Origin of the sequence: Streptomyces sp. NPDC059785 (assembly GCF_042732375.1) — a bacterium.
Lineage (GTDB): Bacteria > Actinomycetota > Actinomycetes > Streptomycetales > Streptomycetaceae > Streptomyces.
The window spans coordinates 30,741-56,753 of record NZ_JBHWHV010000045.1; the positions used below are offsets into that span (position 1 = coordinate 30,741).

The 26,013-nt window shown below is 70.5% G+C and carries 22 protein-coding genes and 1 pseudogene; 5 read left to right on the forward strand and 18 right to left on the reverse strand.

The window, feature by feature from the left end; translation table 11 throughout:
* Positions 1-5: 5 nt before the first annotated feature.
* The 11 genes from nuoK to ACFV6E_RS29310 all read right to left on the reverse strand — a co-directional run bounded on the left by nuoK (position 6) and on the right by ACFV6E_RS29310 (position 11,042).
* Positions 6-305: an NADH-quinone oxidoreductase subunit NuoK gene (gene nuoK / locus ACFV6E_RS29260; protein ID WP_006133113.1), complete on the reverse strand. Its 300-nt coding sequence runs from the start codon at positions 303-305 to the stop codon at positions 6-8.
* Entirely contained in the window at positions 302-1,144 is an 843-nt protein-coding gene (locus ACFV6E_RS29265; RefSeq protein ID WP_385160490.1) for an NADH-quinone oxidoreductase subunit J, read from the reverse strand. The genes nuoK and ACFV6E_RS29265 overlap by 4 nt, the downstream gene beginning before the upstream one ends.
* Positions 1,141-1,791, reverse strand: coding sequence for an NADH-quinone oxidoreductase subunit NuoI (nuoI, locus tag ACFV6E_RS29270; protein ID WP_385160489.1), 651 nt, complete (start codon positions 1,789-1,791; stop codon positions 1,141-1,143). Before nuoI ends, ACFV6E_RS29265 begins: the two co-directional genes overlap by 4 nt.
* A complete protein-coding gene (nuoH, locus tag ACFV6E_RS29275) occupies positions 1,784-3,169 on the reverse strand; it encodes an NADH-quinone oxidoreductase subunit NuoH (RefSeq protein WP_385160487.1) in 1,386 nt (461 codons plus the stop codon). The genes nuoI and nuoH overlap by 8 nt, the downstream gene beginning before the upstream one ends.
* Entirely contained in the window at positions 3,166-5,670 is a 2,505-nt protein-coding gene (locus tag ACFV6E_RS29280) for an NADH-quinone oxidoreductase subunit G (RefSeq protein ID WP_385465657.1), read from the reverse strand. The genes nuoH and ACFV6E_RS29280 overlap by 4 nt, the downstream gene beginning before the upstream one ends.
* The gene (nuoF, locus tag ACFV6E_RS29285) at positions 5,667-7,040 is read right to left on the reverse strand and encodes an NADH-quinone oxidoreductase subunit NuoF (RefSeq protein WP_385160483.1); all 1,374 of its coding nucleotides are present in this window, start codon (positions 7,038-7,040) and stop codon (positions 5,667-5,669) included. The genes ACFV6E_RS29280 and nuoF overlap by 4 nt, the downstream gene beginning before the upstream one ends.
* A complete protein-coding gene (gene nuoE / locus ACFV6E_RS29290) occupies positions 7,040-7,927 on the reverse strand; it encodes an NADH-quinone oxidoreductase subunit NuoE (protein ID WP_385160481.1) in 888 nt (295 codons plus the stop codon). Before nuoE ends, nuoF begins: the two co-directional genes overlap by 1 nt.
* Entirely contained in the window at positions 7,924-9,258 is a 1,335-nt protein-coding gene (locus ACFV6E_RS29295) for an NADH-quinone oxidoreductase subunit D (protein ID WP_385160479.1), read from the reverse strand. The genes nuoE and ACFV6E_RS29295 overlap by 4 nt, the downstream gene beginning before the upstream one ends.
* Positions 9,255-10,001 carry an NADH-quinone oxidoreductase subunit C gene (locus ACFV6E_RS29300; RefSeq protein ID WP_385160477.1) on the reverse strand — a complete coding sequence of 249 codons (747 nt, stop codon included), beginning with the start codon at positions 9,999-10,001 and terminating at the stop codon, positions 9,255-9,257. The genes ACFV6E_RS29295 and ACFV6E_RS29300 overlap by 4 nt, the downstream gene beginning before the upstream one ends.
* Before the next feature lie 112 nt (positions 10,002-10,113).
* Positions 10,114-10,668 carry an NADH-quinone oxidoreductase subunit B family protein gene (locus ACFV6E_RS29305; protein WP_003998928.1) on the reverse strand — a complete coding sequence of 185 codons (555 nt, stop codon included), beginning with the start codon at positions 10,666-10,668 and terminating at the stop codon, positions 10,114-10,116.
* A 14-nt stretch (positions 10,669-10,682) separates the two neighbouring features.
* Positions 10,683-11,042: an NADH-quinone oxidoreductase subunit A gene (locus ACFV6E_RS29310; protein ID WP_306321116.1), complete on the reverse strand. Its 360-nt coding sequence runs from the start codon at positions 11,040-11,042 to the stop codon at positions 10,683-10,685.
* Positions 11,043-11,755: 713 nt separating this feature from the next.
* Here ACFV6E_RS29310 and ACFV6E_RS29315 point away from each other — a divergent pair.
* A complete protein-coding gene (locus ACFV6E_RS29315; RefSeq protein ID WP_385465660.1) occupies positions 11,756-12,592 on the forward strand; it encodes a C40 family peptidase in 837 nt (278 codons plus the stop codon).
* A gap of 91 nt (positions 12,593-12,683) precedes the next feature.
* On the opposite strand, the gene ACFV6E_RS29320 is transcribed toward ACFV6E_RS29315, so the two are convergent.
* Positions 12,684-13,976 carry a geranylgeranyl reductase family protein gene (locus tag ACFV6E_RS29320; RefSeq protein WP_385160472.1) on the reverse strand — a complete coding sequence of 431 codons (1,293 nt, stop codon included), beginning with the start codon at positions 13,974-13,976 and terminating at the stop codon, positions 12,684-12,686.
* A gap of 99 nt (positions 13,977-14,075) precedes the next feature.
* On the opposite strand from ACFV6E_RS29320, the gene ACFV6E_RS29325 reads away from it, so the two are divergent.
* Together ACFV6E_RS29325 and ACFV6E_RS29330 are read left to right on the forward strand one after the other, a co-directional pair.
* On the forward strand, positions 14,076-14,585 hold the full coding sequence (locus tag ACFV6E_RS29325) for a GNAT family N-acetyltransferase (RefSeq protein ID WP_385160470.1): 510 nt from the start codon (positions 14,076-14,078) through the stop codon (positions 14,583-14,585).
* Between the two features lie 46 nt (positions 14,586-14,631).
* The gene (locus ACFV6E_RS29330; protein WP_385160468.1) at positions 14,632-15,048 is read left to right on the forward strand and encodes a PASTA domain-containing protein; all 417 of its coding nucleotides are present in this window, start codon (positions 14,632-14,634) and stop codon (positions 15,046-15,048) included.
* A 48-nt stretch (positions 15,049-15,096) separates the two neighbouring features.
* Here ACFV6E_RS29330 and ACFV6E_RS29335 read toward each other — a convergent pair whose 3' ends face one another.
* From ACFV6E_RS29335 to ACFV6E_RS29360, 6 genes and pseudogenes are all read right to left on the reverse strand, one after another.
* Entirely contained in the window at positions 15,097-17,277 is a 2,181-nt protein-coding gene (locus ACFV6E_RS29335; RefSeq protein WP_385465723.1) for a hypothetical protein, read from the reverse strand.
* 342 nt (positions 17,278-17,619) lie between these two features.
* Positions 17,620-17,688: pseudogene (locus tag ACFV6E_RS29340) on the reverse strand (zinc-ribbon domain-containing protein); the annotation flags it as partial.
* A 178-nt stretch (positions 17,689-17,866) separates the two neighbouring features.
* A complete protein-coding gene (locus tag ACFV6E_RS29345) occupies positions 17,867-18,562 on the reverse strand; it encodes a demethylmenaquinone methyltransferase (protein WP_385160466.1) in 696 nt (231 codons plus the stop codon).
* Between the two features lie 120 nt (positions 18,563-18,682).
* The gene (locus ACFV6E_RS29350) at positions 18,683-20,050 is read right to left on the reverse strand and encodes an acyltransferase (RefSeq protein ID WP_385465663.1); all 1,368 of its coding nucleotides are present in this window, start codon (positions 20,048-20,050) and stop codon (positions 18,683-18,685) included.
* Entirely contained in the window at positions 20,050-22,455 is a 2,406-nt protein-coding gene (locus ACFV6E_RS29355; RefSeq protein ID WP_385465666.1) for a glycosyltransferase, read from the reverse strand. The genes ACFV6E_RS29350 and ACFV6E_RS29355 overlap by 1 nt, the downstream gene beginning before the upstream one ends.
* Positions 22,456-22,474: 19 nt before the next feature.
* Positions 22,475-22,852, reverse strand: coding sequence for a hypothetical protein (locus ACFV6E_RS29360; RefSeq protein ID WP_385160460.1), 378 nt, complete (start codon positions 22,850-22,852; stop codon positions 22,475-22,477).
* A 308-nt stretch (positions 22,853-23,160) separates the two neighbouring features.
* Here ACFV6E_RS29360 and ACFV6E_RS29365 point away from each other — a divergent pair, with 308 nt between their 5' ends.
* A complete protein-coding gene (locus ACFV6E_RS29365) occupies positions 23,161-24,192 on the forward strand; it encodes a chitinase (protein WP_385465669.1) in 1,032 nt (343 codons plus the stop codon).
* A 166-nt stretch (positions 24,193-24,358) separates the two neighbouring features.
* On the forward strand, positions 24,359-25,909 hold the full coding sequence (locus ACFV6E_RS29370) for an alpha/beta hydrolase domain-containing protein (RefSeq protein WP_385465672.1): 1,551 nt from the start codon (positions 24,359-24,361) through the stop codon (positions 25,907-25,909).
* Positions 25,910-26,013 lie beyond the last annotated feature (104 nt).

Genomic DNA, 26,013 nt, shown 5'->3' on the forward strand with positions numbered 1-26,013 from the left:
GCCCCTTACAGCTTCATCAGGCTGGCGTCGTCGACCGAGGCCGAGTGGCGGGAACGGAACAGCGACACGATGATCGCCAGCCCGACCACGACCTCCGCGGCGGCGACGACCATCGTGAAGAAGGCGATGATCTGGCCGTCGAGATTGCCGTGCAGCCGGGAGAAGGCGACGAAGGCGAGATTGCAGGCGTTGAGCATCAGCTCGACGCACATGAACACCACGATCGCGTTCCGCCTGATCAGGACGCCGGTGGCGCCGATCGTGAACAGCAGGGCGGCGAGATAGAGGTAGTTGACCGGGTTCACTTGGAGCCCTCCCCCGTCTTCGTGCGCTCCAGGCGCTCCTCGGCACGCTGCTCCAGGGCCCGCAGGTCGTTCAGCGCCTCGGTGGACACGTCACGGATCTGGCCGCGGTCCCGCAGCGTCTTGCTGACGGTCAGCTCGGACGGCGTGCCGTCGGGCAGCAGGCCTGCGATGTCCACCGCGTTGTGCCGGGCGTAGACCCCGGGCGCGGGCAGCGGCGGTACATGCTTGCCCTCGCGCACGCGCTGCTCGGACAGCTCGCGCTGGGTCTTCGCGCGCTCGGTGCGCTCGCGGTGGGTGAGGACCATGGCGCCGACGGTGGCCGTGATGAGCAGGGCGCCGGTGATCTCGAAGGCGAACACGTACTTCGTGAAGATGAGGGTGGCCAGGCCCTCCACGTTCCCGTCCGCGTTGGCCTTGGCCAGGCCGTTGAAGTCCTGTAGGGACGCGTTGCCGATGCCCGCGAACAGCAGGATGCCGAAGCCGAGTCCGCACAGCAGGGCCAGCCAGCGCTGGCCCTTGATGGTCTCCTTCAGGGAGTCCGCGGCGGTGACGCCGACGAGCATCACCACGAAGAGGAACAGCATCATGATCGCGCCCGTGTAGACGACGATCTGGACGATGCCCAGGAAGTACGCCCCGTTGGCGAGGTAGAACACCGCGAGGATGATCATGGTGCCGGCCAGACAGAGCGCGCTGTGCACGGCCTTCCTCATGAAGACGGTGCACAGGGCGCCGATCACGGCGACGGTGCCGAGGACCCAGAACTGGAACGCCTCGCCCGTGGAGGTCGTGTAGGCGGCCAGCGTGGCGGCGGAGCCGGCGGCGAGCTGCGCGGTCATCGGCCGATCACCCTCTCCGACGCCGGCTCGTCGTCGCCGAAGGTGGAGGCGGCCTCCTGTGGCACCTCACCCTTGGACAGGGCCACCTGGCGCTCCGTGCCGGGCGCCGCCTCGGTCACCAGACCGCGGTAGTAGTCCTGCTCGTCGGTGCCCGGGTAGATCGCGTGCGGCGAGTCGACCATGCCGTCCTCGAGACCGGCGAGCAGCTGCTCCTTGGTGTAGATGAGGTTGGCGCGGCTGGAGTCCGCCAGCTCGAACTCGTTCGTCATCGTCAGCGCGCGCGTGGGGCACGCCTCGATGCACAGCCCGCACAGGATGCAGCGGGCGTAGTTGATCTGGTAGACGCGGCCGTACCGCTCGCCCGGCGAGTAGCGCTCCTCGTCGGTGTTGTCCGCGCCCTCCACGTAGATCGCGTCGGCGGGGCAGGCCCAGGCGCACAGCTCGCAGCCGACGCACTTCTCCAGGCCGTCCGGATGGCGGTTGAGCTGGTGCCGGCCGTGAAACCGCGGGGCGGTGGTCTTCGGCTGCTCCGGGTACTGCTCGGTCAGCCGCTTCTTGAACATGGCCTTGAAGGTCACGCCGAAGCCGGCCACGGGGTTCTGGAAGCCGGGCTTGGTCTGCCCGCTCTCCTTCGGCTCCTCAGCCATCGGACCCCTCCTTTCCGTCACGAGATCCGCCAAGTGATCCGTCACTCGCAGTATCGGACCCACCACTGACAATCAACTCCCGCTCCCGGCGCGGGCGCCGCCGCGGCACCGGCGGCAGCTCCTGTCCGGGCAGCGGCGGTACGGGGAATCCACCGGCCATCGGGTCGAAGGCGGCGGACCCGGCGGACGTCTCCCGCTCCTTGTCGGCGTCGTCACCGCGGTCGCGGAAGATGTCCGCGGCGAACGAGAGCAGCAGCAGGACGAGGACGCCGCCGCCGGCGTAGAGGGCGATGTCGGCGAAGTCGTAGCCTTCGTTGCGCAGGGCGCGCACGGTCGCGACGAGCATCAGCCAGACCACGGAGACCGGGATCAGGACCTTCCAGCCGAGCTTCATGAGCTGGTCGTAGCGGACGCGCGGGAGCGTGCCGCGCAGCCAGATGAAGAAGAACAGCAGCAGTTGCACCTTCACCGTGAACCAGAGCATCGGCCACCAGCCGTGGTTGGCGCCTTCCCAGAAGGTGCTGACCGGCCACGGGGCCCGCCAGCCGCCCAGGAAGAGCGTCGTGGTGACGGCCGAGACCGTCACCATGTTCACGTACTCGGCGAGCATGAACATCGCGAACTTGATGGACGAGTACTCGGTGTTGAAGCCGCCGACCAGGTCGCCCTCGGACTCCGGCATGTCGAACGGCGCGCGGTTGGTCTCGCCGACCATGGTCACGATGTAGATCAGGAACGAGACCGGCAGCAGCAGGATGTACCAGCGGTCCTGCTGCTGGGCGACGATCTCCGAGGTCGACATGGACCCCGAGTAGAGGAACACCGAGGCGAACGCGGCGCCCATGGCGATCTCGTAGGAGATCATCTGCGCGCAGGAGCGCAGCCCGCCGAGGAGCGGGTACGTCGACCCCGAGGACCAGCCCGCGAGCACGATGCCGTAGATGCCCACCGAGGCGACCGCGAGGATGTAGAGCATCGCGATCGGCAGGTCGGTGAGCTGCATCGCGGTGCGGTGGCCGAAGATCGAGATCTCGTTGCCGGCCGGTCCGAAGGGGATCACCGCGATGGCCATGAAGGCCGGGATGGCGGCGACGATCGGCGCGAGGACGTAGACGACCTTGTCCGCCCGCTTGACGATGACGTCTTCCTTGAGCATCAGCTTGATGCCGTCGGCCAGCGACTGGAGCATGCCCCAGGGGCCGTGCCGGTTGGGGCCGATGCGCAGCTGCATCCAAGCGACGACCTTGCGCTCCCACACGATGGAGAAGAGCACGGTGACCATCAGGAAGGCGAAGCAGAACACCGCCTTGACGACGACGAGCCACCAGGGGTCGGTGCCGAACATGGAGAGGTCTTCGGCGGCGAGGTCCGCGCTCATGCCTCCACCTCCTCGGGGGTCTCGGCGGGAAGGGCCGCCGGGCCGATGCGGACGAGTGCGCCGGGCAGCGCCCCGGTGTCGGAGGCGACGCCTGTGCCAGTGGAGTTCAGCGGGAGCCAGACCACGCGGTCCGGCATCTCGGTGACCTGGAGCGGCAGTTCGACGACGCCGGCGGGCCCTGTGACGGCGAGGAGGTCGCCCTCCTTGACGCCCGCCTCGGCGGCGGTGGCGGCCGACACGCGCGCGCGGGCCGCGTGCCGCGTCCCGGCGAGCGCCTCGTCGCCCTCCTGGAGGCGGCCCTGGTCGAGCAGCAGCCGGTGCCCCGCGAGAACGGCCTCCCCGGCGGCGGGCCGCGGCGGCACTCCCCCGGTCTCCAGCGGTTCGGTGGCCCGCGGTCCGTCCCAGGCGCCGAGCCGGTCCAGCTCGGCGCGGGCGGTGCGCAGGTCCGGCAGCCCGAGGTGTACGTCCATGGCGTCGGCCAGCATCTGGAGCACCCGGGCGTCGGTCGGGGACAGCCGGCGGGTCATCTGGTCCGGCTTCAGCGCGGCCTCGAACAGCCGGGCCCGGCCCTCCCAGTTGAGGAAGGTGCCCGCCTTCTCGGCGACGGCCGCGACCGGCAGGACGACGTCCGCGTGCTCGGTGACCTCGCTGGGCCGCTGTTCGAGCGAGACCAGGAAGCCCACCGCGGCGAGGGCGGCACGCGCGCGTGCCGGGTCCGGCAGGTCGGCGACCTCGACACCGGCCACCACCAGGGCGTCGAGTGCGCCGCTCGCCGCGGCGTCGACGATCTCGCCGGTGTCGCGGCCGTAACGGTGCGGGAGTTCGGCGACGCCCCAGACGGCCGCGACCTCCTCCCGCGCGCGCGGGTCGGTGGCCGGACGCCCGCCCGGCAGCAGCGACGGCAGCGCGCCCGCCTCGATCGCGCCGCGCTCCCCGGCCCGGCGCGGGATCCACACGAGCTGTGCGCCGGTCGCGGACGCGGCCCGTACGGCGGCGGTCAGGCCGCCCGCGACGGCGGCCATCCGCTCGCCGACGGCGATGACCGCGCCCTCGGTGCGCAGCGCCGCGGCGGCCTCGGCGCCCTCGCCCTCCAGGCCGACACCGGCGGCGAGCGCGTCCAGCCACTCGGTCTCGGTACCGGGCGCGGCCGGCAGCAGCGTGCCGCCCGCCTTGTGAAGGCCGCGGGTGGCGTGCGTGGCGAGCGCGAAGGTCCGCTGCCCGTGTCCGCGCCACGCCTTGCGCAGCCGCAGGAAGACGCCGGGCGTCTCCTCCTCGGACTCGAGTCCGACGAGGAGCACCGCGGGCGCCTTCTCCAGGGCGGCGTACGTGACGCCCGTACCGTCGAGGTCCCGGCCGTGTCCGGCGACCCGGGCCGCCAGGAAGTCGGCCTCCTCGGCGCTGTGCACGCGCGCGCGGAAGTCGATGTCGTTGGTGTCGAGAGCCACGCGCGCGAACTTGCTGTACGCGTAGGCGTCCTCCACGGTGAGCCGGCCGCCGGTCAGCACGCCGGTTCTGCCGCGCGCCGCGAGCAGCCCTTCGGCTGCGGCGGCGAGCGCCTCCGGCCAGGAGGCCGGCTCCAGGACACCTTCCGCGGAGCGGACGAGCGGGGTGGTGAGCCGGTCGGGCCGCTGCGCGTAGCGGAAGCCGAACCGCCCCTTGTCGCAGATCCACTCCTCGTTGACCTCGGCGTCGTTCGCGGCGAGGCGCCGCATGACCTTGCCGCGCCGGTGGTCGGTGCGCGTGGCGCAACCGCCGGCGCAGTGCTCGCAGACGGACGGCGAGGAGATGAGGTCGAAGGGGCGCGAGCGGAATCGGTACGCCGCCGACGTGAGCGCTCCCACGGGGCAGATCTGGATGGTGTTCCCGGAGAAGTACGACTCGAAGGGGTCGCCCTCGCCGGTGCCGACCTGCTGGAGCGCGCCCCGCTCGATCAGCTCGATCATGGGGTCGCCCGCGATCTGGTTGGAGAAGCGGGTGCACCGCGCGCACAGCACGCACCGCTCGCGGTCCAGCAGGACCTGGGCGGAGATGGGGACCGGCTTCTCGTAGGTCCGCTTCTTGCCCTCGAAGCGGGACTCGGCGTTGCCGTGCGACATCGCCTGGTTCTGTAGCGGGCACTCGCCGCCCTTGTCGCAGACCGGGCAGTCCAGCGGGTGGTTGATGAGCAGCAGCTCCATCACACCGTGCTGGGCCTTCTCGGCGACGGACGAGGTCAGTTGAGTCTTGACGACCATCCCGTCCGTACAGGTGATCGTGCAGGACGCCATCGGCTTGCGCTGGCCCTCGACCTCGACGATGCACTGGCGGCAGGCGCCGGCCGGGGCGAGGAGCGGATGGTCGCAGAACCGGGGGATCTCGATGCCGAGCTGTTCGGCGGCGCGGATGACCAGGGTGCCCTTGGGCACGCTGATCTCCACTCCGTCGATCGTCAGCGAGACGAGGTCTTCCGGCGGTACGGCCGCCTCGCCGCCCCCGGAGGGAGCGCTGGTGGTCACCGTCATGCGTTCACCTCCGTGCGGTCGGCCCAAGCCGTCGACTTGGCCGGGTCAAAGGGGCAGCCGCGGCCCGTGATGTGCTGCTCGTACTCCTCGCGGAAGTACTTCAGCGAGGAGAAGATCGGCGAGGCGGCGCCGTCGCCGAGGGCGCAGAACGACTTGCCGTTGATGTTGTCGGCGATGTCGTTCAGCTTGTCGAGGTCTGAGATGACGCCCTTGCCGGCCTCGATGTCCCGCAGCAACTGCACCAGCCAGTAGGTGCCTTCGCGGCACGGCGTGCACTTGCCGCAGGACTCGTGGGCGTAGAACTCCGTCCAGCGGGTGACGGCCCGCACCACGCAGGTCGTCTCGTCGAAGCACTGGAGCGCCTTGGTGCCGAGCATGGAGCCCGCGGCGCCGACGCCCTCGTAGTCGAGCGGGACGTCGAGGTGCTCGTCGGTGAACATCGGCGTCGAGGAGCCGCCCGGCGTCCAGAACTTCAGCCGGTGGCCGGGCCTGATGCCGCCGCTCATGTCCAGGAGCTGGCGCAGCGTGATGCCGAGCGGCGCCTCGTACTGGCCGGGGTTGGCGACGTGGCCGCTGAGCGAGTAGAGCGTGAAGCCCGGTGACTTCTCGCTGCCCATCGACCTGAACCAGTCTTTGCCTCTGTTCAGGATCGCGGGAACTGATGCGATCGATTCGACGTTGTTCACAACAGTTGGACACGCATAGAGGCCCGCGACGGCAGGGAAAGGGGGACGCAGTCGAGGCTGGCCACGGCGGCCTTCGAGCGAGTCGAGCAGCGCGGTCTCCTCACCGCAGATGTACGCGCCCGCGCCCGCGTGCACGGTGAGTTCCAGGTCGAGTCCGCTGCCCAGGATGTTCTCGCCGAGATAGCCCGCCGCGTACGCCTCCCGTACGGCCTCGTGCAACCGCCGCAGTACGGGGACGACTTCACCCCGCAGATAGATGAACGCATGCGAAGAACGGATCGCGTAGCAGGCGATCACGATGCCCTCGATGAGGCTGTGCGGGTTCGCGAAGAGGAGCGGAATGTCCTTGCAGGTTCCAGGCTCCGATTCGTCGGCGTTGACAACTAGATAGTGAGGCTTTCCGTCGCCCTGCGGAATGAACTGCCATTTCATCCCGGTGGGGAATCCGGCGCCGCCCCGGCCGCGCAGCCCGGAGTCCTTCACATAGGCGATCAGGTCGTCCGGGGACATGGCGAGCGCCTTGCGCAGGCCCTCGTACCCCTCGTGCCTGCGGTAGACGTCCAGGGTCCAGGACTTCTCCTCGTCCCAGAAGGCCGACAGCACGGGTGCGAGCAGTTTCTCGGCGCTGCTCTCCCCGCCGGCGCCCGGCTGGGACGCGCTCCCCTGGTGGGTGGACACGCTCATCACTCCCCCTCCTCGGCGGCGGGACCCGCGGGGTGGGCCGGGTCGGAGGCCGCGGTGTCCTGCGGCGCGTCGTGCGAGCTGAGGTGCTCGGACGGCGACGGCTCGTGCGGCGGTCCGTCGTGCCGCCCGTCGTGGGGCCCGTCCTGGGCGCCGCCCGCACCGCGCGGGTGGACCACGCGCGCGGGGGTGGTCTCGCCCTTGGCCAGCCGCAGGCCGATCAGCGAGGCGGGGCCCGCGCTGCCGCTCGCCTCGACGGCGCCCTCGCGCGCGTCGGGGAAGCCGGCCAGGATCCGGGCGGTCTCCTTGTACGTGCACAGGGGGGCGCCGCGGGTGGGCTCGACCGGGGCTCCGGAGCGCAGGTCGTCGACGAGGCGCTTGGCGGAGTCCACGGTCTGGTTGTCGAAGAACTCCCAGTTGACCATCACGACGGGCGCGTAGTCGCAGGCCGCGTTGCACTCGATGTGCTCCAGGGTGACCTTGCCGTCGCCGGTGGTCTCCCCGTTGCCGACGCCCAGGTGGTCCTGGAGCGCCTCGAAGATCGCGTCACCGCCCATGACCGCACAGAGGGTGTTGGTGCAGACGCCCACCTGGTAGTCGCCCGAGGGCTTGCGCCGGTACATGGTGTAGAAGGTGGCGACCGCGGTGACCTCGGCCGTGGTCAGGCCCAGCACATCGGCGCAGAACTGCATGCCGGTGCGCGTGACGTGGCCTTCCTCCGCCTGCACGAGGTGCAGCAACGGCAGGAGGGCGGAGCGGGAGTCGGGGTAGCGGGCGATGACGTCGCGCGCGTCCGTCTCCAGCCGGGCGCGGACGTCGTCCGGGTAGGCCGGGGGCGGCAGTTGGGGCATGCCCAGGCTGACGCCCTGTTCCGAGGGGGTGGTGGTCACCGGTCGACGCCTCCCATCACGGGGTCGATGGACGCGACGGCGACGATGACGTCGGCGACCTGGCCGCCCTCGCACATCGCCGCCATGGCCTGAAGGTTGGTGAAGGACGGGTCCCGGAAGTGGACCCGGTAGGGGCGGGTGCCGCCGTCGGACACGGCGTGCACGCCGAGTTCTCCCTTGGGCGACTCGACCGCCGCGTACGTCTGGCCCGGGGGGACGCGGAAGCCCTCGGTGACCAGTTTGAAGTGGTGGATCAGGGCCTCCATGGAGGTGCCCATGATGTTCTTGATGTGGTCCAGGGAGTTGCCGAGACCGTCGGGGCCGAGCGCGAGCTGGGCGGGCCAGGCGATCTTCTTGTCGGCGACCATGACCGGTCCCGGGGCGAGCCGGTCGAGGCACTGCTCGATGATCCTCAGCGACTGGCGCATCTCCTCCAGGCGGATCAGGAACCGCCCGTAGGAGTCGCAGGTGTCGGCGGTCGGCACCTCGAAGTCGTAGGTCTCGTAGCCGCAGTACGGCTGGGCCTTGCGCAGGTCGTGCGGGAGGCCCGCGGAGCGCAGGATCGGTCCGGTGGCGCCGAGGGCCATGCAGCCGGCCAGGTCCAGATAGCCGACGTCCTGCATGCGCGCCTTGAAGATGGGGTTCCCGGTGGCGAGCTTGTCGTACTCGGGGAGGTTCTTCTTCATCTTCTTCACGAACTCGCGGATCTGGTCCACCGCGCCGGGCGGCAGGTCCTGGGCGAGTCCGCCCGGCCGGACGTACGCGTGGTTCATGCGCAGGCCGGTGATGAGCTCGTAGATGTCGAGAACGAGTTCACGATCACGGAAGCCGTAGATCATGATCGTGGTGGCGCCGAGCTCCATGCCGCCGGTGGCGATGCACACCAGGTGGGAGGAGATCCGGTTCAGCTCCATCAGGAGCACCCGGATGACCGAGGCGCGGTCGGGGACGTGGTCCTCGATGCCGAGGAGCTTCTCGACGGCCAGGCAGTACGCCGTCTCGTTGAAGAACGGCGTCAGGTAGTCCATGCGCGTCACGAACGTGGTGCCCTGCGTCCACGTGCGGAACTCGAGGTTCTTCTCGATGCCGGTGTGCAGATAGCCGATGCCGCAGCGGGCCTCGGTGACGGTCTCGCCCTCGATCTCCAGGATGAGCCGGAGCACTCCGTGGGTGGACGGGTGCTGGGGGCCCATGTTGACGACGATCCGCTCGTCGTCGGCCTTGGCCGCGGTCTGGACGACCTCGTCCCAGTCACCGCCGGTGACCGTGTAGACGGTGCCCTCGGTGGTCTCGCGGGTTCCCGAGGCGGAAGAAGGGGTCTGTGTGCTCACGAGTACGACCTCCGCTGGTCCGGAGCCGGGATCTGGGCGCCCTTGTATTCGACGGCGATGCCGCCGAGGGGGTAGTCCTTGCGCTGCGGGAAGCCCTGCCAGTCGTCGGGCATCATGATCCGCGTCAGCGCCGGGTGGCCGTCGAAGACGAGCCCGAAGAAGTCGTAGGCCTCGCGCTCGTGCCAGTCGTTCGTCGGATAGACGGAGACCAGCGACGGGATGTGCGGGTCCGCGTCGGGGGCGCTGACTTCGAGGCGGATCAGCCGGTTGTGGGTGAGCGAGCGCAGGTGGTAGACGGCGTGCAGCTCGCGGCCCTTGTCGCCCGGGTAGTGCACTCCGGAGACGCCGGTGCACAGCTCGAAGCGGAGCGCCGGGTCGTCGCGCAGGGTGCGGGCGACGCGGAGCAGGTGCTCGCGCTCGATGTGGAAGGTCAGCTCGCCGCGGTCCACGACCGTCTTCTCGATGGCGTTCTCCGGCAGGAGGTCCTGCTCCTCCAGGGCGCCTTCGAGTTCGTCGGCCACTTCGTCGAACCAGCCCCCGTAGGGGCGGGCGGACGCCCCGGGGAGCCGGATCGAGCGGACAAGGCCGCCGTAGCCGGAGGTGTCGCCGCCGTTGTCGGCACCGAACATGCCGCGCTGGACGCGGATCTCCTCGCCCTGGTCGCCGCGCTGCCCCGGGAGCCGGGAGGCGCTGAGATCCTGCTCGGGGTTCGCGCCGTCGCCGGCGCCGTTCGCGTCGCTCACCGCAGCAGGCCCTTCGTCTCGAAGGCCACGCCGCTCACCGCGCCAGGCCCCTTCGTCTCGAAGGCCACGTCGCTCACCGCACCAGGCCCCTTCGTCTCGATGGTCGCGTCGCTCACCGCAGCAGGCCCTTCATCTCGATGGTGGGGAGCGCCTTGAGCGCCGCTTCCTCCGCCTCGCGGGCCGCTTCCTCCGCGTTCACGCCGAGCTTGGAGGTCTGGATCTTCTGGTGGAGCTTGAGGATCGCGTCCATCAGCATCTCGGGCCGGGGCGGACAGCCGGGCAGATAGATGTCGACCGGGACGATGTGGTCGACACCCTGCACAATGGCGTAATTGTTGAACATTCCGCCGGATGACGCACAAACCCCCATGGAGATCACCCACTTGGGGTTCGGCATCTGGTCGTAGACCTGCCGCAGCACGGGCGCCATCTTCTGGCTGACCCGGCCGGCGACGATCATGAGGTCGGCCTGCCGCGGTGAGCCGCGGAAGACCTCCATGCCGAAGCGGGCCAGGTCGTAGCGCCCGGCGCCGGTGGTCATCATCTCGATGGCGCAGCAGGCGAGTCCGAACGTGGCGGGGAAGACGGACGCCTTGCGCACCCAGCCCGCGGCCTGCTCGACGGTGGTCAGCAGGAATCCGCTCGGCAGCTTTTCTTCGAGTCCCATGTCCTAAAGGCCCCTCAGTCCCATTCCAGGCCGCCGCGCCGCCATACGTACGCGTACGCGACGAAGACGGTGAGCACGAAGAGCAGCATCTCCACGAGCCCGAAAACACCCAGGGCGTCGAAGGTGACGGCCCAGGGGTAGAGGAAGACGATCTCGATGTCGAAGACGATGAAGAGCATCGCCGTCAGGTAGTACTTGATGGGGAAACGGCCGCCGCCGGCCGGCGTGGGCGTCGGCTCGATACCGCACTCGTAGGCCTCGAGCTTGGCCCGGTTGTATCGCTTTGGACCGACAAGCGTGGCCATCACCACGGAGAAGATCGCAAAGCCTGCCCCGAGGGCTCCCAGTACGAGGATCGGCGCATACGCGTTCACGCTCCTCGCTCCTCTCAGTCGGCACTGACTGCTGGCGGTTGCGTCGGGCGAACTCCCAGCCCACTCGTCCCGCAGACCCCGTGCGTCCCGACGAAGATCGCGTACATGTGAAGCAGGTCACAAGCCCAACTGCCCCGCATCTTATGCCTGCCGGTCTGTGATCTGCGACACGGGGGTCCCGAACTACTTTGTGATCTCCACCACCCGGCGAAGGATCATGAAGTCGGATGAGCGGTGATCTTCGTACGCGAAGCAGCCGACTGATCACCAAGAGGTGACATTCTCGCGCGTCACCGCTGGTCGGGGCGGTGTTGCATTATCAAGAGGCCGCCGCTACTAGCAAATTGGCGCTGGACCGGATCGCTTGATAGAGGCACCCGTTCACACCCCGGGGGAGCGATACGGACGGATGCGGACACGTGCGCGCGTTCACGAGCGCCGGCGACCCGTCGGACCCCGCGCGGGACGCCCTTCCCGCGGTGACCGTTCCGTGACCTGCGCCACATCGGCACCCATCCCGGGAAAACCGGGCTTGGCCACCGGCTGCAACCAGTGGTAAGCGCGGGGCAATTCGGACGTAATACAGAAAGCCCATGATCACAGGTGTGATCAACTTCGTCCGCAATGCCCGTTACGGCGTCAGAAGACGGCGATGCGCGCGAGTTTCGGGCTCCTGTTGAACAACTGTGGCGGACCACACGTTTCTTGAAGGTATGAGGGAGCCCCTGGTACCGGTTGTACCCATGTCCCACACCGCTCACATACGCAGCCACCGGAAACCCCGCCGCAACGCGTCCTCGACGCTCGCGATGCGCGCCGGAGTTGCCGGTGGCGTTCTCAGCACCCTGGCCGTGGCCGGGGCGGCCGGTTCGGCGAGCGCGGCCGAGCCCGTGACGCAGACCCTGGAGCTGCCGACGCTGACGGCGGACCTGGCCACCCAGGTCGCCCAGTCGGCGGACGCCACGCAGCAGGCGGCGGCCAACTACGAACTGCAGGCGGAGCGCGACGCGGCCGCGGCCAAGGCCGCCAAGCAGGCCAAGGCCGACCTGGCCGACGCCGAGAAGAAGGCCGAGGCGAAGAAGAAGGCGGAGGCCGAGCGGAAGGCCGCCGCCGCCAAGGCCGCCTCGCGCTCGACCGAGCGCACCACCCTGGCCACCACCGCCTCCGCCTCCGCGGACGTCTCGGCGCCCGCCAGCGGCAGCGTCGCCACCGTCATCGCCTTCCTCAAGGCCCAGGTCGGCGACGCCTACGTGATGGGCGGCACCGGCCCGAACTCGTGGGACTGCTCGGGCCTCGTGCAGGCCGCCTTCCGGCAGGCCGGCGTGGACCTGCCGCGCGTCTCGGAGGCCCAGTCGACGGCCGGTACGCCGGTCTCCCTGTCGAACATCCAGGTCGGGGACATCCTGTACTGGGGTGCGGCGGGCTCGGCGTACCACGTGGGTGTGTACATCGGGGACGGTCAGTACCTGGACGCCGCCAACCCCTCCAAGGGCGTGGTCATTCAGGACCTTTCGGGCTACCCGGCCACCGGAGCGGTGCGGGTGCTCTGACCGACGGGTCGAGAACGGCTGAGGGGCGTCTCCCGCGGGAGACGCCCCTCAGCCGTGGCGCGGAAGTCCGTGAACGGGCCGCCGGACCGCCCTACGCCTTCGGCGCCACCTTCGACAGGCCGTTGATGATGCGGTCCATCGCGTCGCCGCCCGTCGGGTCCGTGAGGTTCGCGAGCATCTTGAGCGTGAACTTCATCAGCAGCGGGTGGGTCAGACCGCGCTGGGCGGCGATCTTCATGACCTTCGGGTTGCCGATCAGCTTCACGAAGGCGCGGCCGAGGGTGTAGTAGCCGCCGTAGGTGTCCTTCAGGACGCGCGGGTAGCGCTGGAGGGCCAGTTCGCGCTGGCCGGGGGTGGCCCGCGCGTGCGCCTGGACGATGACGTCCGCGGCGATCTGGCCCGACTCCATGGCGTAGGCGATGCCCTCGCCGTTGAACGGGTTCACCAGGCCGCCGGCGTCGCCGACGAGCAGCAGGCCCTTGGTGTAGTGCGGCTGGCGGTTGAAGGCCATCGGCAGGGCCGCGCCGCGGATCGGGCCCGTCATGTTCTCGGGGGTGTAGCCCCAGTCCTCCGGCATGGACGCGCACCACGCCTTCAGGACCTCGCGCCAGTCCAGCTCCTTGAAGGAGTCGGAGGTGTTCAGCACGCCGAGACCGACATTGGACGTGCCGTCGCCCATGCCGAAGATCCAGCCGTAGCCCGGCAGCAGCCGGTCCTCGCCGGGGCCGCGGCGGTCCCACAGCTCCAGCCAGGACTCCAGGTAGTCGTCCTCGTGGCGCGGGGAGGTGAAGTACGTGCGCACCGCGACGCCCATCGGGCGGTCCTCACGGCGGTGCAGCCCCATCGCCAGCGAGAGCCGGGTCGAGTTGCCGTCGGCCGCGACGACCAGCGGCGCGTGGAAGGTGACCTCGCGCTTGTCCTCGCCGAGCTTGGCGTGGACGCCGGTGATACGGCCGGTGCGCTCGTCGGTGATCGGGGCGCCGACGTTGCAGCGCTCGTACAGCCGGGCGCCCGCCTTCTGCGCCTGGCGGGCCAGCTGCTCGTCGAAGTCGTCGCGCTTGCGCACCAGTCCGTAGTCCGGGTACGAGGCGAGATCCGGCCAGTCGAGCTGGAGCCGGACGCCGCCGCCGATGATGCGCAGGCCCTTGTTCCGCAGCCAGCCGGCCTCTTCCGAGATGTCGATGCCCATGGAGACGAGCTGCTTGGTGGCGCGCGGGGTCAGACCGTCGCCGCACACCTTCTCCCGCGGGAAGGCGGTCTTCTCCAGGAGCAGCACGTCGAGCCCGGCCTTCGCCAGGTAGTACGCGGTGGTGGAACCGGCTGGCCCGGCACCCACGACGATGACGTCCGCGGTGTTTTCGGAGAGGGGTTGGGGCTCGGTCACGGCGGGATCTCCCCAAGGTTCGGAAATTGCGTGCTGACGGGCACAGGACATGGGCAGTCTATGCAGCGGCACAGATCACCCGGCTGAAGGGCTGCCCCAGTGAACCGACCGCTCCCCGCAGTGAAGCTGCGCGTCCCCACCGACGAGGACGCATTCGCCTGGCACCGCATCTTCGCCGACCCGGAGGTGATGGAGTTCCACGGGGGCAAGGCGGCCGAACTGTCGGTGTACGAGGAGCTGACGGCCCGCCAGCGCCGGCACGACGCCGAGCGCGGTTTCTGCTTCTGGACGATGACCGGGTCCGCGGGCGAGGTGCTCGGCTTCACCGGCGCCCAGCCCTGGCCGTACGAGTGGGGTCCGAAGGGCGAGATCGAGATCGGCTGGCGGCTCGGCCGCGAGCACTGGGGCCGCGGGTATGTCAGCGCCGCCGCGGCCACGACCCTGGAGCGGCTGCGCGCGGCGGGTGTACGGAGCGTCGTCGCCATGGTCGACGCGCGCAATGAACGCTCCATCGCGGTGACACGGCGGCTCGGCATGGACCTCGCGGAACGGTTCACCACGCCCGTGGGCAAGCGCGAGGGACACTGCTACCGACTGTCACTGGCCTGAACCCCGGCCGGGGCTTACCCTGCGGGTACCGCTGGGGGTGAGCTCCGTGCACATAACGCCCGAAACACCCGAAGTCCGAGTTCCGAAGCTCGTCGGTCTGATGGCCGTGGACGCGCGCGAGAACGCCGCGGCGAGAGGTCTGCTGCTCGTCGCGCCGGACCGGCCCGACTTCCGCTTCGCCACCGTCGACTACGTCGTGCGCCAGTACCCGCCGCCGGGTGTCGAGGTGCCGCGCGGCGCCGCGGTCACCGTCTGGTTCGACCTCGGCGAGGGCGAGGGCGGCGGCGGTGCCGGGGTGCGGGAGCCGCGCCGGCCCGGTCCGCCGCCGGGCGGGCTGCGCCGCGAACTCGACGAACCGGCCGATCCGTCCGACATCCTCAGGTGGACAAGCCCCGACGGGCCGCTCCCGGAAGGCGTCCGGGTGAGCGGGGACCCGGTCGGCGGCGCCGGGATGGGCGGCTGACACGCTGGAAGTCCGGGGCCGGGGCCCGGCCCCGGACTCCGCGCGCGCTCACTCGGTCTGCCAGGTCTCAAGGGCCACGCGGAAGGTGTCCGCGACACCGCTCTCCCAGATGTCGTCCCGGCCGACGATCATGATCGCGTACTCGGTCCCGTCGTCGGCCACGTAACTCTGGTCCGCGGCGTGCACGGTCCGGCCCGACTCGTCGGTGTACGTGTACTCCCAGACGGCGCCCGCGTGCCCCTGGAAGGTGTTCTCCTCCAGCTCGACCCGCCGGTAGTCGTCGTCCTTCTTCGCGGCGGTCTCCTCCAGCGCCAGGAAGTTCTCGTACGAGGTGTAGCCCGCGTCCGCGATGACGCCGACCTTGATGTGCTCCATGCCGGTCGGACCCGCGTACGTCACCTGCGTGCCGTCCTCGACGTTCTCGCGCGTCCAGACCTCGGGGACGGCGAAGGAGAAGCCCAGCGGGTCGTTCAGCCGGTGGTAGCCGCCGGGGACCTCGGCGGCGGCGGTGATGTCGTCGCCGGGCTCCGCGTCGGGGCTGCTCGATCCGGACTCCCGGTCCGCGGTGGGCGCCGACCGCGGCTGGCCCGCGCCCTTGTCCGAACCGCCCCCGGAGCGGTGGTCCTGCCACACGATCACCCCGGCCGCGGCCCCGCCCCCGACCAGGAACGCGACGAGGATGGTGACCACCCAGACCAGCGTGCGGCGGCGGGACCCGGGGACGGGCGGGACCGACGGAACCTCGGGCAGAGCCTGCGTCCGGGTCTGATCCGAAACCTGGGTCCGGAACGGCAGGTGCCCCGTGGGCGCGCCCGCCGGCGCCGGCGGTACCGGCGGCGCGACGAGATGCGTCCGGGCCCCCGCCATCCGCATGAGGTACGGCGCGAGGAAGGCCGCGGCGAAGACCCACAGCAGGCCGAAGAGCAGCGCCTCCGTGAGGCTCAGCCCGACCTGGACCGACCCGGCGACACCGTCGCTCGTCCCCCACCAGCCGAAGTCGCCGCCCGAACCGAGCCCGGAGGAGCCGTAGTCGGAGCCGTAACCGCCGTCGAAGCCGGACCCGTAGTCCGATCCGTAGTCCGATCCGTAGCCGGAGCCGTCCGACGTGCCGCCGCCCGCCTCCGCGCTGAAGCCGCCGATCCCGGCCAGCAGCAGGAAGAGTACGAAGAAGACGCCCGCCGCCGTCATCTGCTCGCGCCGGTCCGCCGAGCGGCGCGCGGCCATGACGCCGACGACGAGCGCGCTGACCAGACCGAGCGCCAGCGCGCCCACGACGGCCCAGTCGTTGACCACGTCGCCGAGTTCACCGAGCCCGAAGGCCTCGCGCTCGTACCCGCCGCCGAACGGTGAACTGCCCGTGCCCTCCGCCTCGACGGGCGCGCCCCAGGACAGTCCCAGGGCCATCACCGCCAGGTTGGGCAGCAGGAACAGGGTGACGAGCAGCAGCGATCCGTCCGAGCCCTCGTAGTCGGACCCGTGGACGGCGTTGTCCCACCGCACCACGCACACGAACGCGACGACCGAGCACAGCGCGAGGACGACGGTGAGGGCGCGCAGGGCGGTGCCGGTCGCCCGGACGACCGCGCGGGCGGCCGGGCGCGCGGCGAGCCACTGCGCCAGGTCGTCGCGGTGCAGCACGCCGCCCGCCACCGCCAGGCCCAGCAGCAGCGCGCCGAGCGCGGCCAGTACCGGCGACGAGGAGACCTTGACCGCCCCGGCGACGGTGGGCCGGGCGAACAGGCCGGTCAGCAGGACGGCGCCGGTCACCAGGAGGGCGACGCGGACGGCCGCTTCGAGTCCGGCGGTCGGGCTCTGCGGGCCGCGCGCGGCGATGCGGGTGCGCATCAGCCGCGCGCCGACGATCAGCGCGACGATCCACAGCGCGGTGACCGTCAGCGGGATCAGCGAGAGCTGTCCGACGCCGCCGAGTTCGGTGCCGAAGTCCGACCAACCCCCGTCCGCGTACCGCGAACCGGTGGCCGTCTTCGCCTCGAACCCGCCGCCGAGCGCCTGGAGCAGCACGGCGAGCGCGATCTGCATCCGGTCGCCGAACCCGATGACGACGTCGTCGTCCTGCCCGTACGAGGGGATGGCCAGCGCCACGGCCGAGATCAGCAGCAGGCCGACGGGCCACAGCGCGGCGCGGGCCGCCCCGGCCCAGTCGCCGCGGAAGGTCCGCCCGAGGAACGCGCCGAGCGGGGAGGGCGCGGCGGGCCCGGGCGCGTACACCGGTGGAGGCGGCGGCCCGAGCGGCGGCGGACTCCCCGGAGCCACCACAGTCGGAGCCACGGCCGGAGCCGCGGCGGCGGGTGCGACGGACGGGGGTGCGGGCGCGACGGACGGAGCGACGGAAGGGGGCTCGGGCACGGAAGCCGGGGTTGCAGGTGCGGCAGCCGGAGGCGCGGGCACGGAAGTTGGGGTCACGGGTGCGGCACCCGGAGGCGCGGGCACGGAAGCCGGGGTCACGGGTGCGGCACCCGGAGGCGCGGATGCGGTGGCCGGCGGTGCGGGCGGCGCGGCGGGTGCCGCCGGTGTCGGAGGCGCGTCGGCGGGCGGCGTCGGGCGCTCGCGGCCGCACTTCATGCAGAAGCGGGCCTCGTCCGGGACCGCGGCCCCGCAGTGCGGGCAGTACGACGCCATGGAAACGCTCCGTCATCGGGGAACTCGCGCCGTGGCCGTGAGTGGTCAGGCGTAATCAACGGACATGAGTTTCCCATTGACCGGTTCCCTTCAACACGCCCTTTTGTGCGGACGAACCGGGTCAACGCCCGATTCGCCCCCGCGTGTTGTCCCGGGTACGGAGCCGCCAGGGCCCGGTTCAGACCTGCTTGTAGCCCCGGTGCAGGGCGACGATCCCGCCGGTCAGGTTCCGCCAGGCGACCTTCGACCAGCCCGCCTTGCCCAGGCGCTCGGCCAGCCCCGGCTGGTCGGGCCACGCGCGGATGGACTCGGCGAGGTAGACGTACGCGTCGGGGTTGGACGACACCGCGCGGGCCACCGGCGGCAGGGCGCGCATCAGGTACTCGGTGTAGACGGTGCGGAACGGCGTCCACGTCGGGTGCGAGAACTCGCAGATCACCACGCGCCCGCCGGGCCGGGTCACCCGGTACAGCTCGCGCAGCGCCGCGTCCGTGTCCTGCACGTTGCGCAGCCCGAAGGAGATCGTCACCGCGTCGAAGGTGTCGTCCTTGAACGGGAGCTTCGTGGCGTCGCCCGCCGTCAGCGGCAGCCAGGGGTGGTTCCTCTTGCCGACCCTGAGCATCCCGAGGGAGAAGTCGCAGGGGACGACGTACGCGCCGGTGCGGGCGAAGGGCAGCGAGGAGGTGGCGGTCCCGGCGGCGAGGTCGAGGACCTTCTGCGCGGGCCGGGCGTCGACCGCCTTCGCGACCTCCCTGCGCCACAGCCGGTCCTGGCCGAGCGACAGCACGTCGTTCGTCAGGTCGTAGCGTTCCGCGACGTCGTCGAACATCGAGGCGACTTCGTGCGGCTGCTTGTTCAGGGATGCGCGGGTCACGTGTCCATTGTGGCAGTACGGGCCGGGCGACTCTCCAGCGCCCGGCCCGTACGCCGGTCCGTCTCCCCCCTGCCGGAACCCGTGCCGGGCCCGTGCCGGGGCCCCATGGAGACGGGACCCTCAGGGCAGCAGCCTCGGCCGCTTCCTGGCCGCGACGTCCTCGACCCAGCCGAAGAGCGGGATCGCGATCCAGATCAGGATCCAGCCGATGCCGAACATGAACCACTGGCTCTCCAGCGGCAGGTACTTCTCGAACGCGGGCACCTTCCAGAACTGGTCGACCACCGGCACCGCGAGGATCAGCGCGATCTCGTGCCAGAGGTAGATCGTCACCGCCCGCCCGTTGAAGATCGTCACAATCCGGTCGAGCTTCTTGAAGCGGGCCAGCCAGGCGAAGTCGACCTCGTAGTACGCCTTGAAGTACATCAGCAGCGTCACGAACCCGGCCGACCAGAAGGTCTGCGCCACGGGGACGTCGTCCAGGTCGTACGTGCCGAACTCGGCCTGGTGCGCCAGGGCGTACCAGCCGCCGTAGGCCAGCGCCGCGAGCGACAGCAGGACGACGACGGCCGGGCGCAGCCGCTGGAGGACGCCCTCGCGGTGCGCGAAGCCGACCAGCCAGCAGAACAGGAAGATGGCCAGGTCCGTCAGCGCGCTGCCGAACCGGTCGTCCGGCGGCTGCCACGCGTACTGGAAGACCAGGATCGGCACCAGCGACAGCAGCAGCACCGGAATCGGCGCCTTGCGGAACACCTTGAGCAGCACCGGGGAGAGCAGCACGAACCACAGGTACGTACGCAGGTACCAGAGGATCTCCCAGGCCTGTTCGCCCCAGGCGTTGCCCGGCGGGTCGCCGAGCGGAACCACCCAGTAGACGATCTGCCAGCCCGGCATCCAGTCGTGGATCAGCATCGCGATCACGACGAAGATCCCCCAGAACCAGAACGGCGGCAGCAGCCGCCGGATCCGGCTCTTGATCACCTTCAGCGCGGGCCGCTCCAGCGACTTGGCCATCAGCGTGCCGGCGAGCGCGAACATCACGCCCATGGACGGGAAGACCATGCCCGCCCAGGCCCAGCCGAAGGTGTGGTACGTCACGACGCGGACCAGCGCGACGGCGCGCAGCGCGTCGAAGTACCGGTCGCGCCCGCCGCCCTTCGGCTTGGGTGCGGGTTCCTCCGGCGGGGCCGGCGGGACGGGCGAGACCGGCGCGGCCCGTACGGGGTCCATCCGGGCCGTGGTCTCGACGTCCGCCGGTTCCGGTCCCGGTTCCGCTTCCTCCGGGGCGTACTGCCAGGGCTCCTCGTACGGCTGGACATAGCCCTGGCCGTACTGCTGCGGGTACGGCTGCGGCTGGCCGTACGGCTGGGCCTGCGGCTGGGCGTAGGGCTGCGGCTGTCCGTAGCCGTGCCCCTGCCCGTAGCCGTGGCTCTGCCCCTGCCCGTAGCCGTATCCGTGACCCTGTTGTTGCTCCGGGCCCCAGCTCATCAGCTCGCTCCGGCCGGGGTGCCGACCTCGCCCGTGCGCTTGAGCTTCTGCCAGCGCAGCCGGCCGCCGGTGAGGGCGGTGACGCAGGAGTGGATCAGCACGAGGTACATCATCTGCCGGTAGGCGAGCTGCTGGAGCGGCAGCATCAGCAGGTACCGGTACTTCTCCCGGTCGAGCCGGAAGGCGTACGCGGCGCAGATGAGCTGGATGACGAGGACCGCGATCCACGCCGCCAGGGACGCCCAGAAGTCGACGAAGATCATCGAGTAGATGGTGAACACGTCGATGAGCGGGGCGAAGACGGGCGTGATGATCTGGAAGATGACCACCAGCGGCATGCCGACCCGGCCGAAGCGGCCCGAGGGCCCCTTGTCCGTGAGGGACTTGCGGTGCTTCCACAGCGCCTGCATCGTCCCGTACGACCAGCGGTAGCGCTGGGACCAGAGCTGTTTGAGCGAACCGGGCGCCTCGGTCCACGCCTTGGCGTGCTCCTGGTAGACGACCCGCCAGCCCGCGCGGTGCATGGCGATGGTGATGTCGGTGTCCTCGGCGAGGGTGTCCTCGCTCATGCCGCCGACCTGAAGGACCGCCTCGCGGCGGAACGCGCCGATCGCGCCGGGGATCGTCGGCATGCAGCGCAGCAGGTCGTACATGCGGCGGTCGAGGTTGAAGCCCATCACGTACTCGATGTGCTGCCAGGCGCCGATGATCGTGTTGCGGTTGCCGACCTTGGCGTTGCCCGCGACCGCGCCGACCTCCGGGTCCGCGAACGGCTGCACGAGCTGCCGCACGGTGTCCGGCTCGAAGACGGTGTCGCCGTCCATCATCACGACGATGTCGTAACGGGCGTTGCGCACACCGTTGTTGAGCGCGGCCGGCTTGCCCGCGTTCTCCTGGCGGATGACGCGGACGTTCGGGATGCCCATCGCCTCGACGATCTCCGAGGTGCCGTCCGTCGAGCCGTCGTCGACGACGATGATCTCGATGGGGTGCGTGGACTGCGTCAGGGAGTTGATCGTGTTGGCGATGCACTCCTTCTCGTTGTACGCGGGCACGATCACGCTCACCGGCTGGGTGACCGTAGGGCCCCAGCTGAACCGGCGCTTGTTGCGCTGTCTGTAGTGCCGGCGGGCGAGGATCAGCATCATCCCGAACCGGCCCATGACGGCGACGCCGACCACGACCAGGAAGTACGACAGCGAGGGGACCACCCATTCGGCGACCGCGACCGCCGCCACCAGGGCTCTGCCCTCCCAGAGGGTGGTGCCGGTGGCCTCGCGGTGGGCGGCCTGCTCGACGTTGACCGTGCCGCCGCCTGCCGCGCCCTGGCCGGGCTGCCGGCCGTTGCCCTGGCCGCCCGGCTGCCCGCCGTTCGCCTGCCCGTTCGCGCCGCCCGCCGCCTGCCCGGCCGCCGCGCCCGTGGGCTGGTCGGTGGGCTGGTCGGTGGCCGCGTCCGTGGCCTGGCCGGTCGGCTGGTCGGTCGCCCCGCCGGTCGCCTGGTCGTCGCCGCCCGGCTGCTGCGCCTTGGCCAGCGCGGCCTGGGCGCCGCTGACCGTGGTGAAGGTGTAACCCTTCTTCTTCATCTTCTTGATGTACTTGTCGAGCGCCGTGATCGTCTGGCTGCGGTCGCCGCCCGCGTCGTGCATGAGCACGACGGCGCCCTTGTCGTCCTCGGGCGTGGCCCACTTGACGATCTTCGAGACGCCCGGCTTCTTCCAGTCGTCACTGTCGGTGTCGACGAAGACGGAGGTGTAGCCGAGGTCGCCGATCTCCTGGTAGACGGGCCAGCTGTAGTTGTCGACGGCGTTGATCTCGGAGGAGTACGGGGCCCGGAACAGCGTGGTGGTGACACCCGCCGCACCGGCCAGGGCGAGCTGGGTCTGGCTCAGCTCACGCTTCAGCCGCGCGGTGTCCTGGTACGAGAGGTCGACGTGCGTGAAGGTGTGGATGCCGACCTCGTTGCCCTGCTCGACCAGCTTCTTCACGGTGCCCGGGTAGCGGGAGACCATCGAGCCGACCATGAAGAACGTGGCGTCGACGTCGTTCTTCTCGAGCACCTCCAGGACCTTCGGGGTCCACTCGGGGGTGGGACCGTCGTCGAAGGTCAGCACGATCGTCTTGTCCGGCACCGACTCGGTCTTCGCGGTGCCGTTGTCGAAGGTCAGCAGCGGGCCGCCCTCGAGGATCTTCTCGGGCACCTTGTCGTAGGCGGCTCCGTCGCGCACCCGGGAGTCGTTACCGATCTCCGAGCGCAGATAGCCGTCGAGCAGCATCACGCTGGTGAGCCCCAGCAGGAGCAGCAGCGCGAGGATCACGCGGGGGCGCTGGAGCGCCGCGGCCCGGCCGCGCGCCCGCTCCATCTTGGAGGGGGCGCGCCGGCGACCGCGCGAGGTCGTCGTAGTCATAGGAGTGGATGCGTTCCGGTCAGTTGGCGGAGGCGGACGCGGAGGCGGACGCGGACGGGGTCGCGGAGGGCGCGGCCCCGGTCGGCAGGCCGGAGGGGCGGGCGCCGCCGGGGGCGATGCCGCCCTGCGGCTGCATGTTGCCCGGAGCGGCGGCGTCGCCGCCGAAGGGGAGCAGCGAGGACGGGGTCAGCGAGGTGCCCCAGCCCATGAAGGCCATGCCGAGCACGGCCGCGTACCCGATACAGGCGATGCCGAGGAGCATGCCGATCCTGCGCAGCAGACGTGCTCTGCGCCCGGAGTTGTCAACGAACACGGGGCCCTCTGCGGGCCCGCTGCCGCGTTTGCGGCGGCGGCCGCGCGCGGTGGCGCGGTTTTCGATGGCTGACTCGGATTGCATTCCCCGGATATTAGGGCTCCTTTATGTGGCTCAATCTCTGCACCGCATGTGAGGCGCCCATGAGATCTGACCCAACCTGTCATTCCCCTGAGAGAATCGGTGTTCGTATGCGCCACTCAGGACCTGCCGTTATGCACCATATATCCCACCTACAAGCCCGATATAACCGATTTGTGGGCCAGGTGTGCAGGGATATCTATGCATCCCCTGTATTTCGGAATCACGGGCGGATGTGCCACCTTTCTTTCCTGGAAACTCACTACTGTTTCCGTCCTGAGACAGAAATCACGAGAGCGGGTGCATAGGCAATGCGGAGTTTCCTGAAGGCGGCCGCCGGGCTCGTCTGCCTGGTGGGCCTGGCCTGCGCCGGATGCTCCTCGGACGGGGACGGTTCGTCCGACGCCGCACCCTCCACGACGAGTTCGCCCTCCGCGAGCGCGTCGAGCGGGCAGTCGCAGACGTCGTCCACGGCTTACGAGCCGTACGTCAGCGCCACCGGCGCGACCGACCTGGACTCGGGCGGGTCACCGTCGACGTACAACCTCGCGTTCGTCATCTCCGACGGCAGCGACTGCACGCCGAAGTGGAACGGGACCAGCGACATCGACGACTCGACGGTGACGTCCCGGATCTCGGCGCTCACGGACTCGGGCGCGAGCGTGCGCGTCTCCTTCGGCGGCGCCTCCGGCAAGGAGCTGGCCTCGACCTGCGACAGCGCCTCCGCCCTCGCGGAGGCCTACGGCGAGGCGCTGGACGCGGCGGGCGCCACCCAGGCCGACTTCGACATCGAGGGCGACCAGCTCACCGACTCGGACTCGATCGCGCTGCGCTCGAAGGCGATCGCACTGCTCCAGGAGGAGCGCAGCGACCTGACGGTCTCGTTCACGCTCCCGGTCATGCCCTCGGGTCTGGACGACGACAGCCTGGCGCTCCTGGAGTCGGCCAACGACAACGCCGTGAAGGTCTCCACCGTCAACATCATGACGATGAACTACGGCGAGTCCTACACCGACGACATGGGCGACTACGCGCTCACCTCGGCCAAGGCCGCGCACACCCAGCTCATGGACGTCTTCGGGCTCTCCGACGCGAACGCCTGGCGGGGCATGGCGCTCACCTCGATGATCGGCGTCAACGACGTGGACGGCGAGACGTTCACGCTCTCCGACGCGGCGCAGGTGCGGACGTTCGCCGAGGAGAAGGAGATCGCCTGGGTGTCGATGTGGTCGACGTTCCGGGACCAGGCGTGCACGGACTCGTCCGGCTCGGACGACGCGGCGACGGATTGCAGCGGTGTGGAGCAGAGCGACGGGGCGTTCGCGGAGGCGTTCTCGGGCTGAGGGGCGCGCCGGTTCCCGGGCTGAGGGGCGCGCCGGTTCCCGGGCGCCGGTGGATTCGCCGATGGCAGTCCGGTGGGGTCGGTCGAGACTGCGTTCTCGACCGACCTCATCCCCCACCCGGCCGTCCCCTCTGACACGGTCGGACACGGCTTCACGGAGGCAACCCGTGCGCATACCCGACCGGTTACGCCGGCGGTCCGTCACCGCCACCGCCTTGGGGGCGCTGCTCTGCGGCGTCCTCTTCGGCACGTCCCTCACCGTCCCGGCGGCCGCTACCACGGCGGTCACCGCCGCCGACAGTCCGGCGGTCACCGTCCCGCCCGCCGGAAGCCACGGCTTCCCCTTCCTCGCCGCGGCCGAGGACCTCGGCTCCTTCGGCTACACCGAGAGCGAGTACTTCTTCTCCGGCACCGCCACCTCGTACGCCAAGTCGGGGCTGTGGACCTCGGACGGCCGCTGGGACGTCCGCGCCTCCGGCACCGCCGCCTACAAGAGCCGCCTGCTCGTCCGCCGCCCCGCCGACCCGGCCGACTTCAACGGCACCGTCGTCGTGGAGTGGCTCAACGTCAGCGGCCAGCTCGACCTCTCCCCTGACTACTGGTTCCAGCGCGACGAGCTGCTGCGCCGGGGCTACGCCTGGGTCGGCGTCTCCGCGCAGGCCGTCGGCGTCAACGGCGGACTCGGCGAGATCCAGGGCCTCAAGGGCTGGGACCCCGAGCGGTACGGCAGCCTGGTCCACCCCGGTGACGCCTTCGCGTACGACATCTTCTCCCAGGCCGGTCAGGCGCTGCGCAGCCCGGACGGGCCCGACCCGCTCGGCGGGCTCGACGCCGAGACGGTGCTCGCCGACGGCGAGTCCCAGTCGGCCGGCTTCATGACCACGTACGTCAACGCCGTCCAGCCGGTGGCGAAGGTCTACGACGGCTTCATGGTCCACAGCAACAGCGCGGTCGGCGCGCCGATCAGCGGCAGGCTCGCCGACACCCTGCTGATGCCGAACCCGTCCCGGATCAGGACCGATCTCGCGCAGCCGACGTTCGTCGTGCTCACCGAGACGGACGTGCCGGGCGCGGCGATCGCCCGGCAGCCGGACACGGACAGCGTCGTGCACTGGGAGCTGGCCGGGACCGCGCACGGCGACCAGTGGGCCTACGACCTCGGCAACCCGACGGTGCGGAAGTCGGCCGGGGCCGCCGCGCCCTCCCCCGACTGCGCCGCCGGTTCGGCCCCGTTCAACGACGGTCCCGGGCACTGGGCGATGAACGCGGCGCTGCGGCACCTGGACGGCTGGGCTCGGGGCGGTTCCCGGCCGCCGAGCGCGCCTGCCCTCAGTACGGTCCTCACCACGGCCCTGCGCGATCCGGCCACCGGGCTCGCCGTCGGCGGCGTCCGGCTGCCCGACGTCACGGTGCCCACCCGTACGCTCTCCGGCTCGCGCGACACCACCGGCAGCGGCGTCTTCTGCGGGCTGTACGGGGCCGGCGACCCGTGGAACGGGGACGCCGACGCCTGGGACACCCACGACGCCGCCGACCCGTCCGACCCGTCCTTCCCGACCACCGCGGAACCGGACCTCGCCCGCCTGTACCCGACGCACGCGGACTACGTGAGCAAGGTCCGCGCGGCGGCGCAGGCGTCTGTCGACGCTGGCTACCTGCTGGTGGAGGACGCTACGTCGATCGTCAGCTCGGCGCGGGAATCGGACATCGGCGGCTGACCCACCCGCGCCCCGTGGGGGCGCGGGGCTGTATCCATGTGCGGCTCCGCCGCGCGGGCGCGACCAGCCACGACGGGCCCGCGGACGAAAAAGCACAGCTTTAT

Bases quoted from the DNA above. Each gene is read 5' to 3' on its own strand.
- ACFV6E_RS29265 (WP_385160490.1), bottom strand. From the start codon at position 1,144: ATGACCGCGCAGCTCGCCGCCGGCTCCGCCGCCACGCTGGCCGCCTAC.
- nuoI (WP_385160489.1), bottom strand. From the start codon at position 1,791: ATGGCTGAGGAGCCGAAGGAGAGCGGGCAGACCAAGCCCGGCTTCCAG.
- nuoH (WP_385160487.1), bottom strand. From the start codon at position 3,169: ATGAGCGCGGACCTCGCCGCCGAAGACCTCTCCATGTTCGGCACCGAC.
- ACFV6E_RS29280 (WP_385465657.1), bottom strand. From the start codon at position 5,670: ATGACGGTGACCACCAGCGCTCCCTCCGGGGGCGGCGAGGCGGCCGTA.
- nuoF (WP_385160483.1), bottom strand. From the start codon at position 7,040: ATGAGCGTGTCCACCCACCAGGGGAGCGCGTCCCAGCCGGGCGCCGGC.
- ACFV6E_RS29305 (WP_003998928.1), bottom strand. From the start codon at position 10,668: ATGGGACTCGAAGAAAAGCTGCCGAGCGGATTCCTGCTGACCACCGTC.
- ACFV6E_RS29315 (WP_385465660.1), top strand. From the start codon at position 11,756: ATGAGGGAGCCCCTGGTACCGGTTGTACCCATGTCCCACACCGCTCAC.
- ACFV6E_RS29350 (WP_385465663.1), bottom strand. From the start codon at position 20,050: ATGAGCTGGGGCCCGGAGCAACAACAGGGTCACGGATACGGCTACGGG.
- ACFV6E_RS29355 (WP_385465666.1), bottom strand. From the start codon at position 22,455: ATGACTACGACGACCTCGCGCGGTCGCCGGCGCGCCCCCTCCAAGATG.
- ACFV6E_RS29360 (WP_385160460.1), bottom strand. From the start codon at position 22,852: ATGCAATCCGAGTCAGCCATCGAAAACCGCGCCACCGCGCGCGGCCGC.
- ACFV6E_RS29365 (WP_385465669.1), top strand. From the start codon at position 23,161: ATGCGGAGTTTCCTGAAGGCGGCCGCCGGGCTCGTCTGCCTGGTGGGC.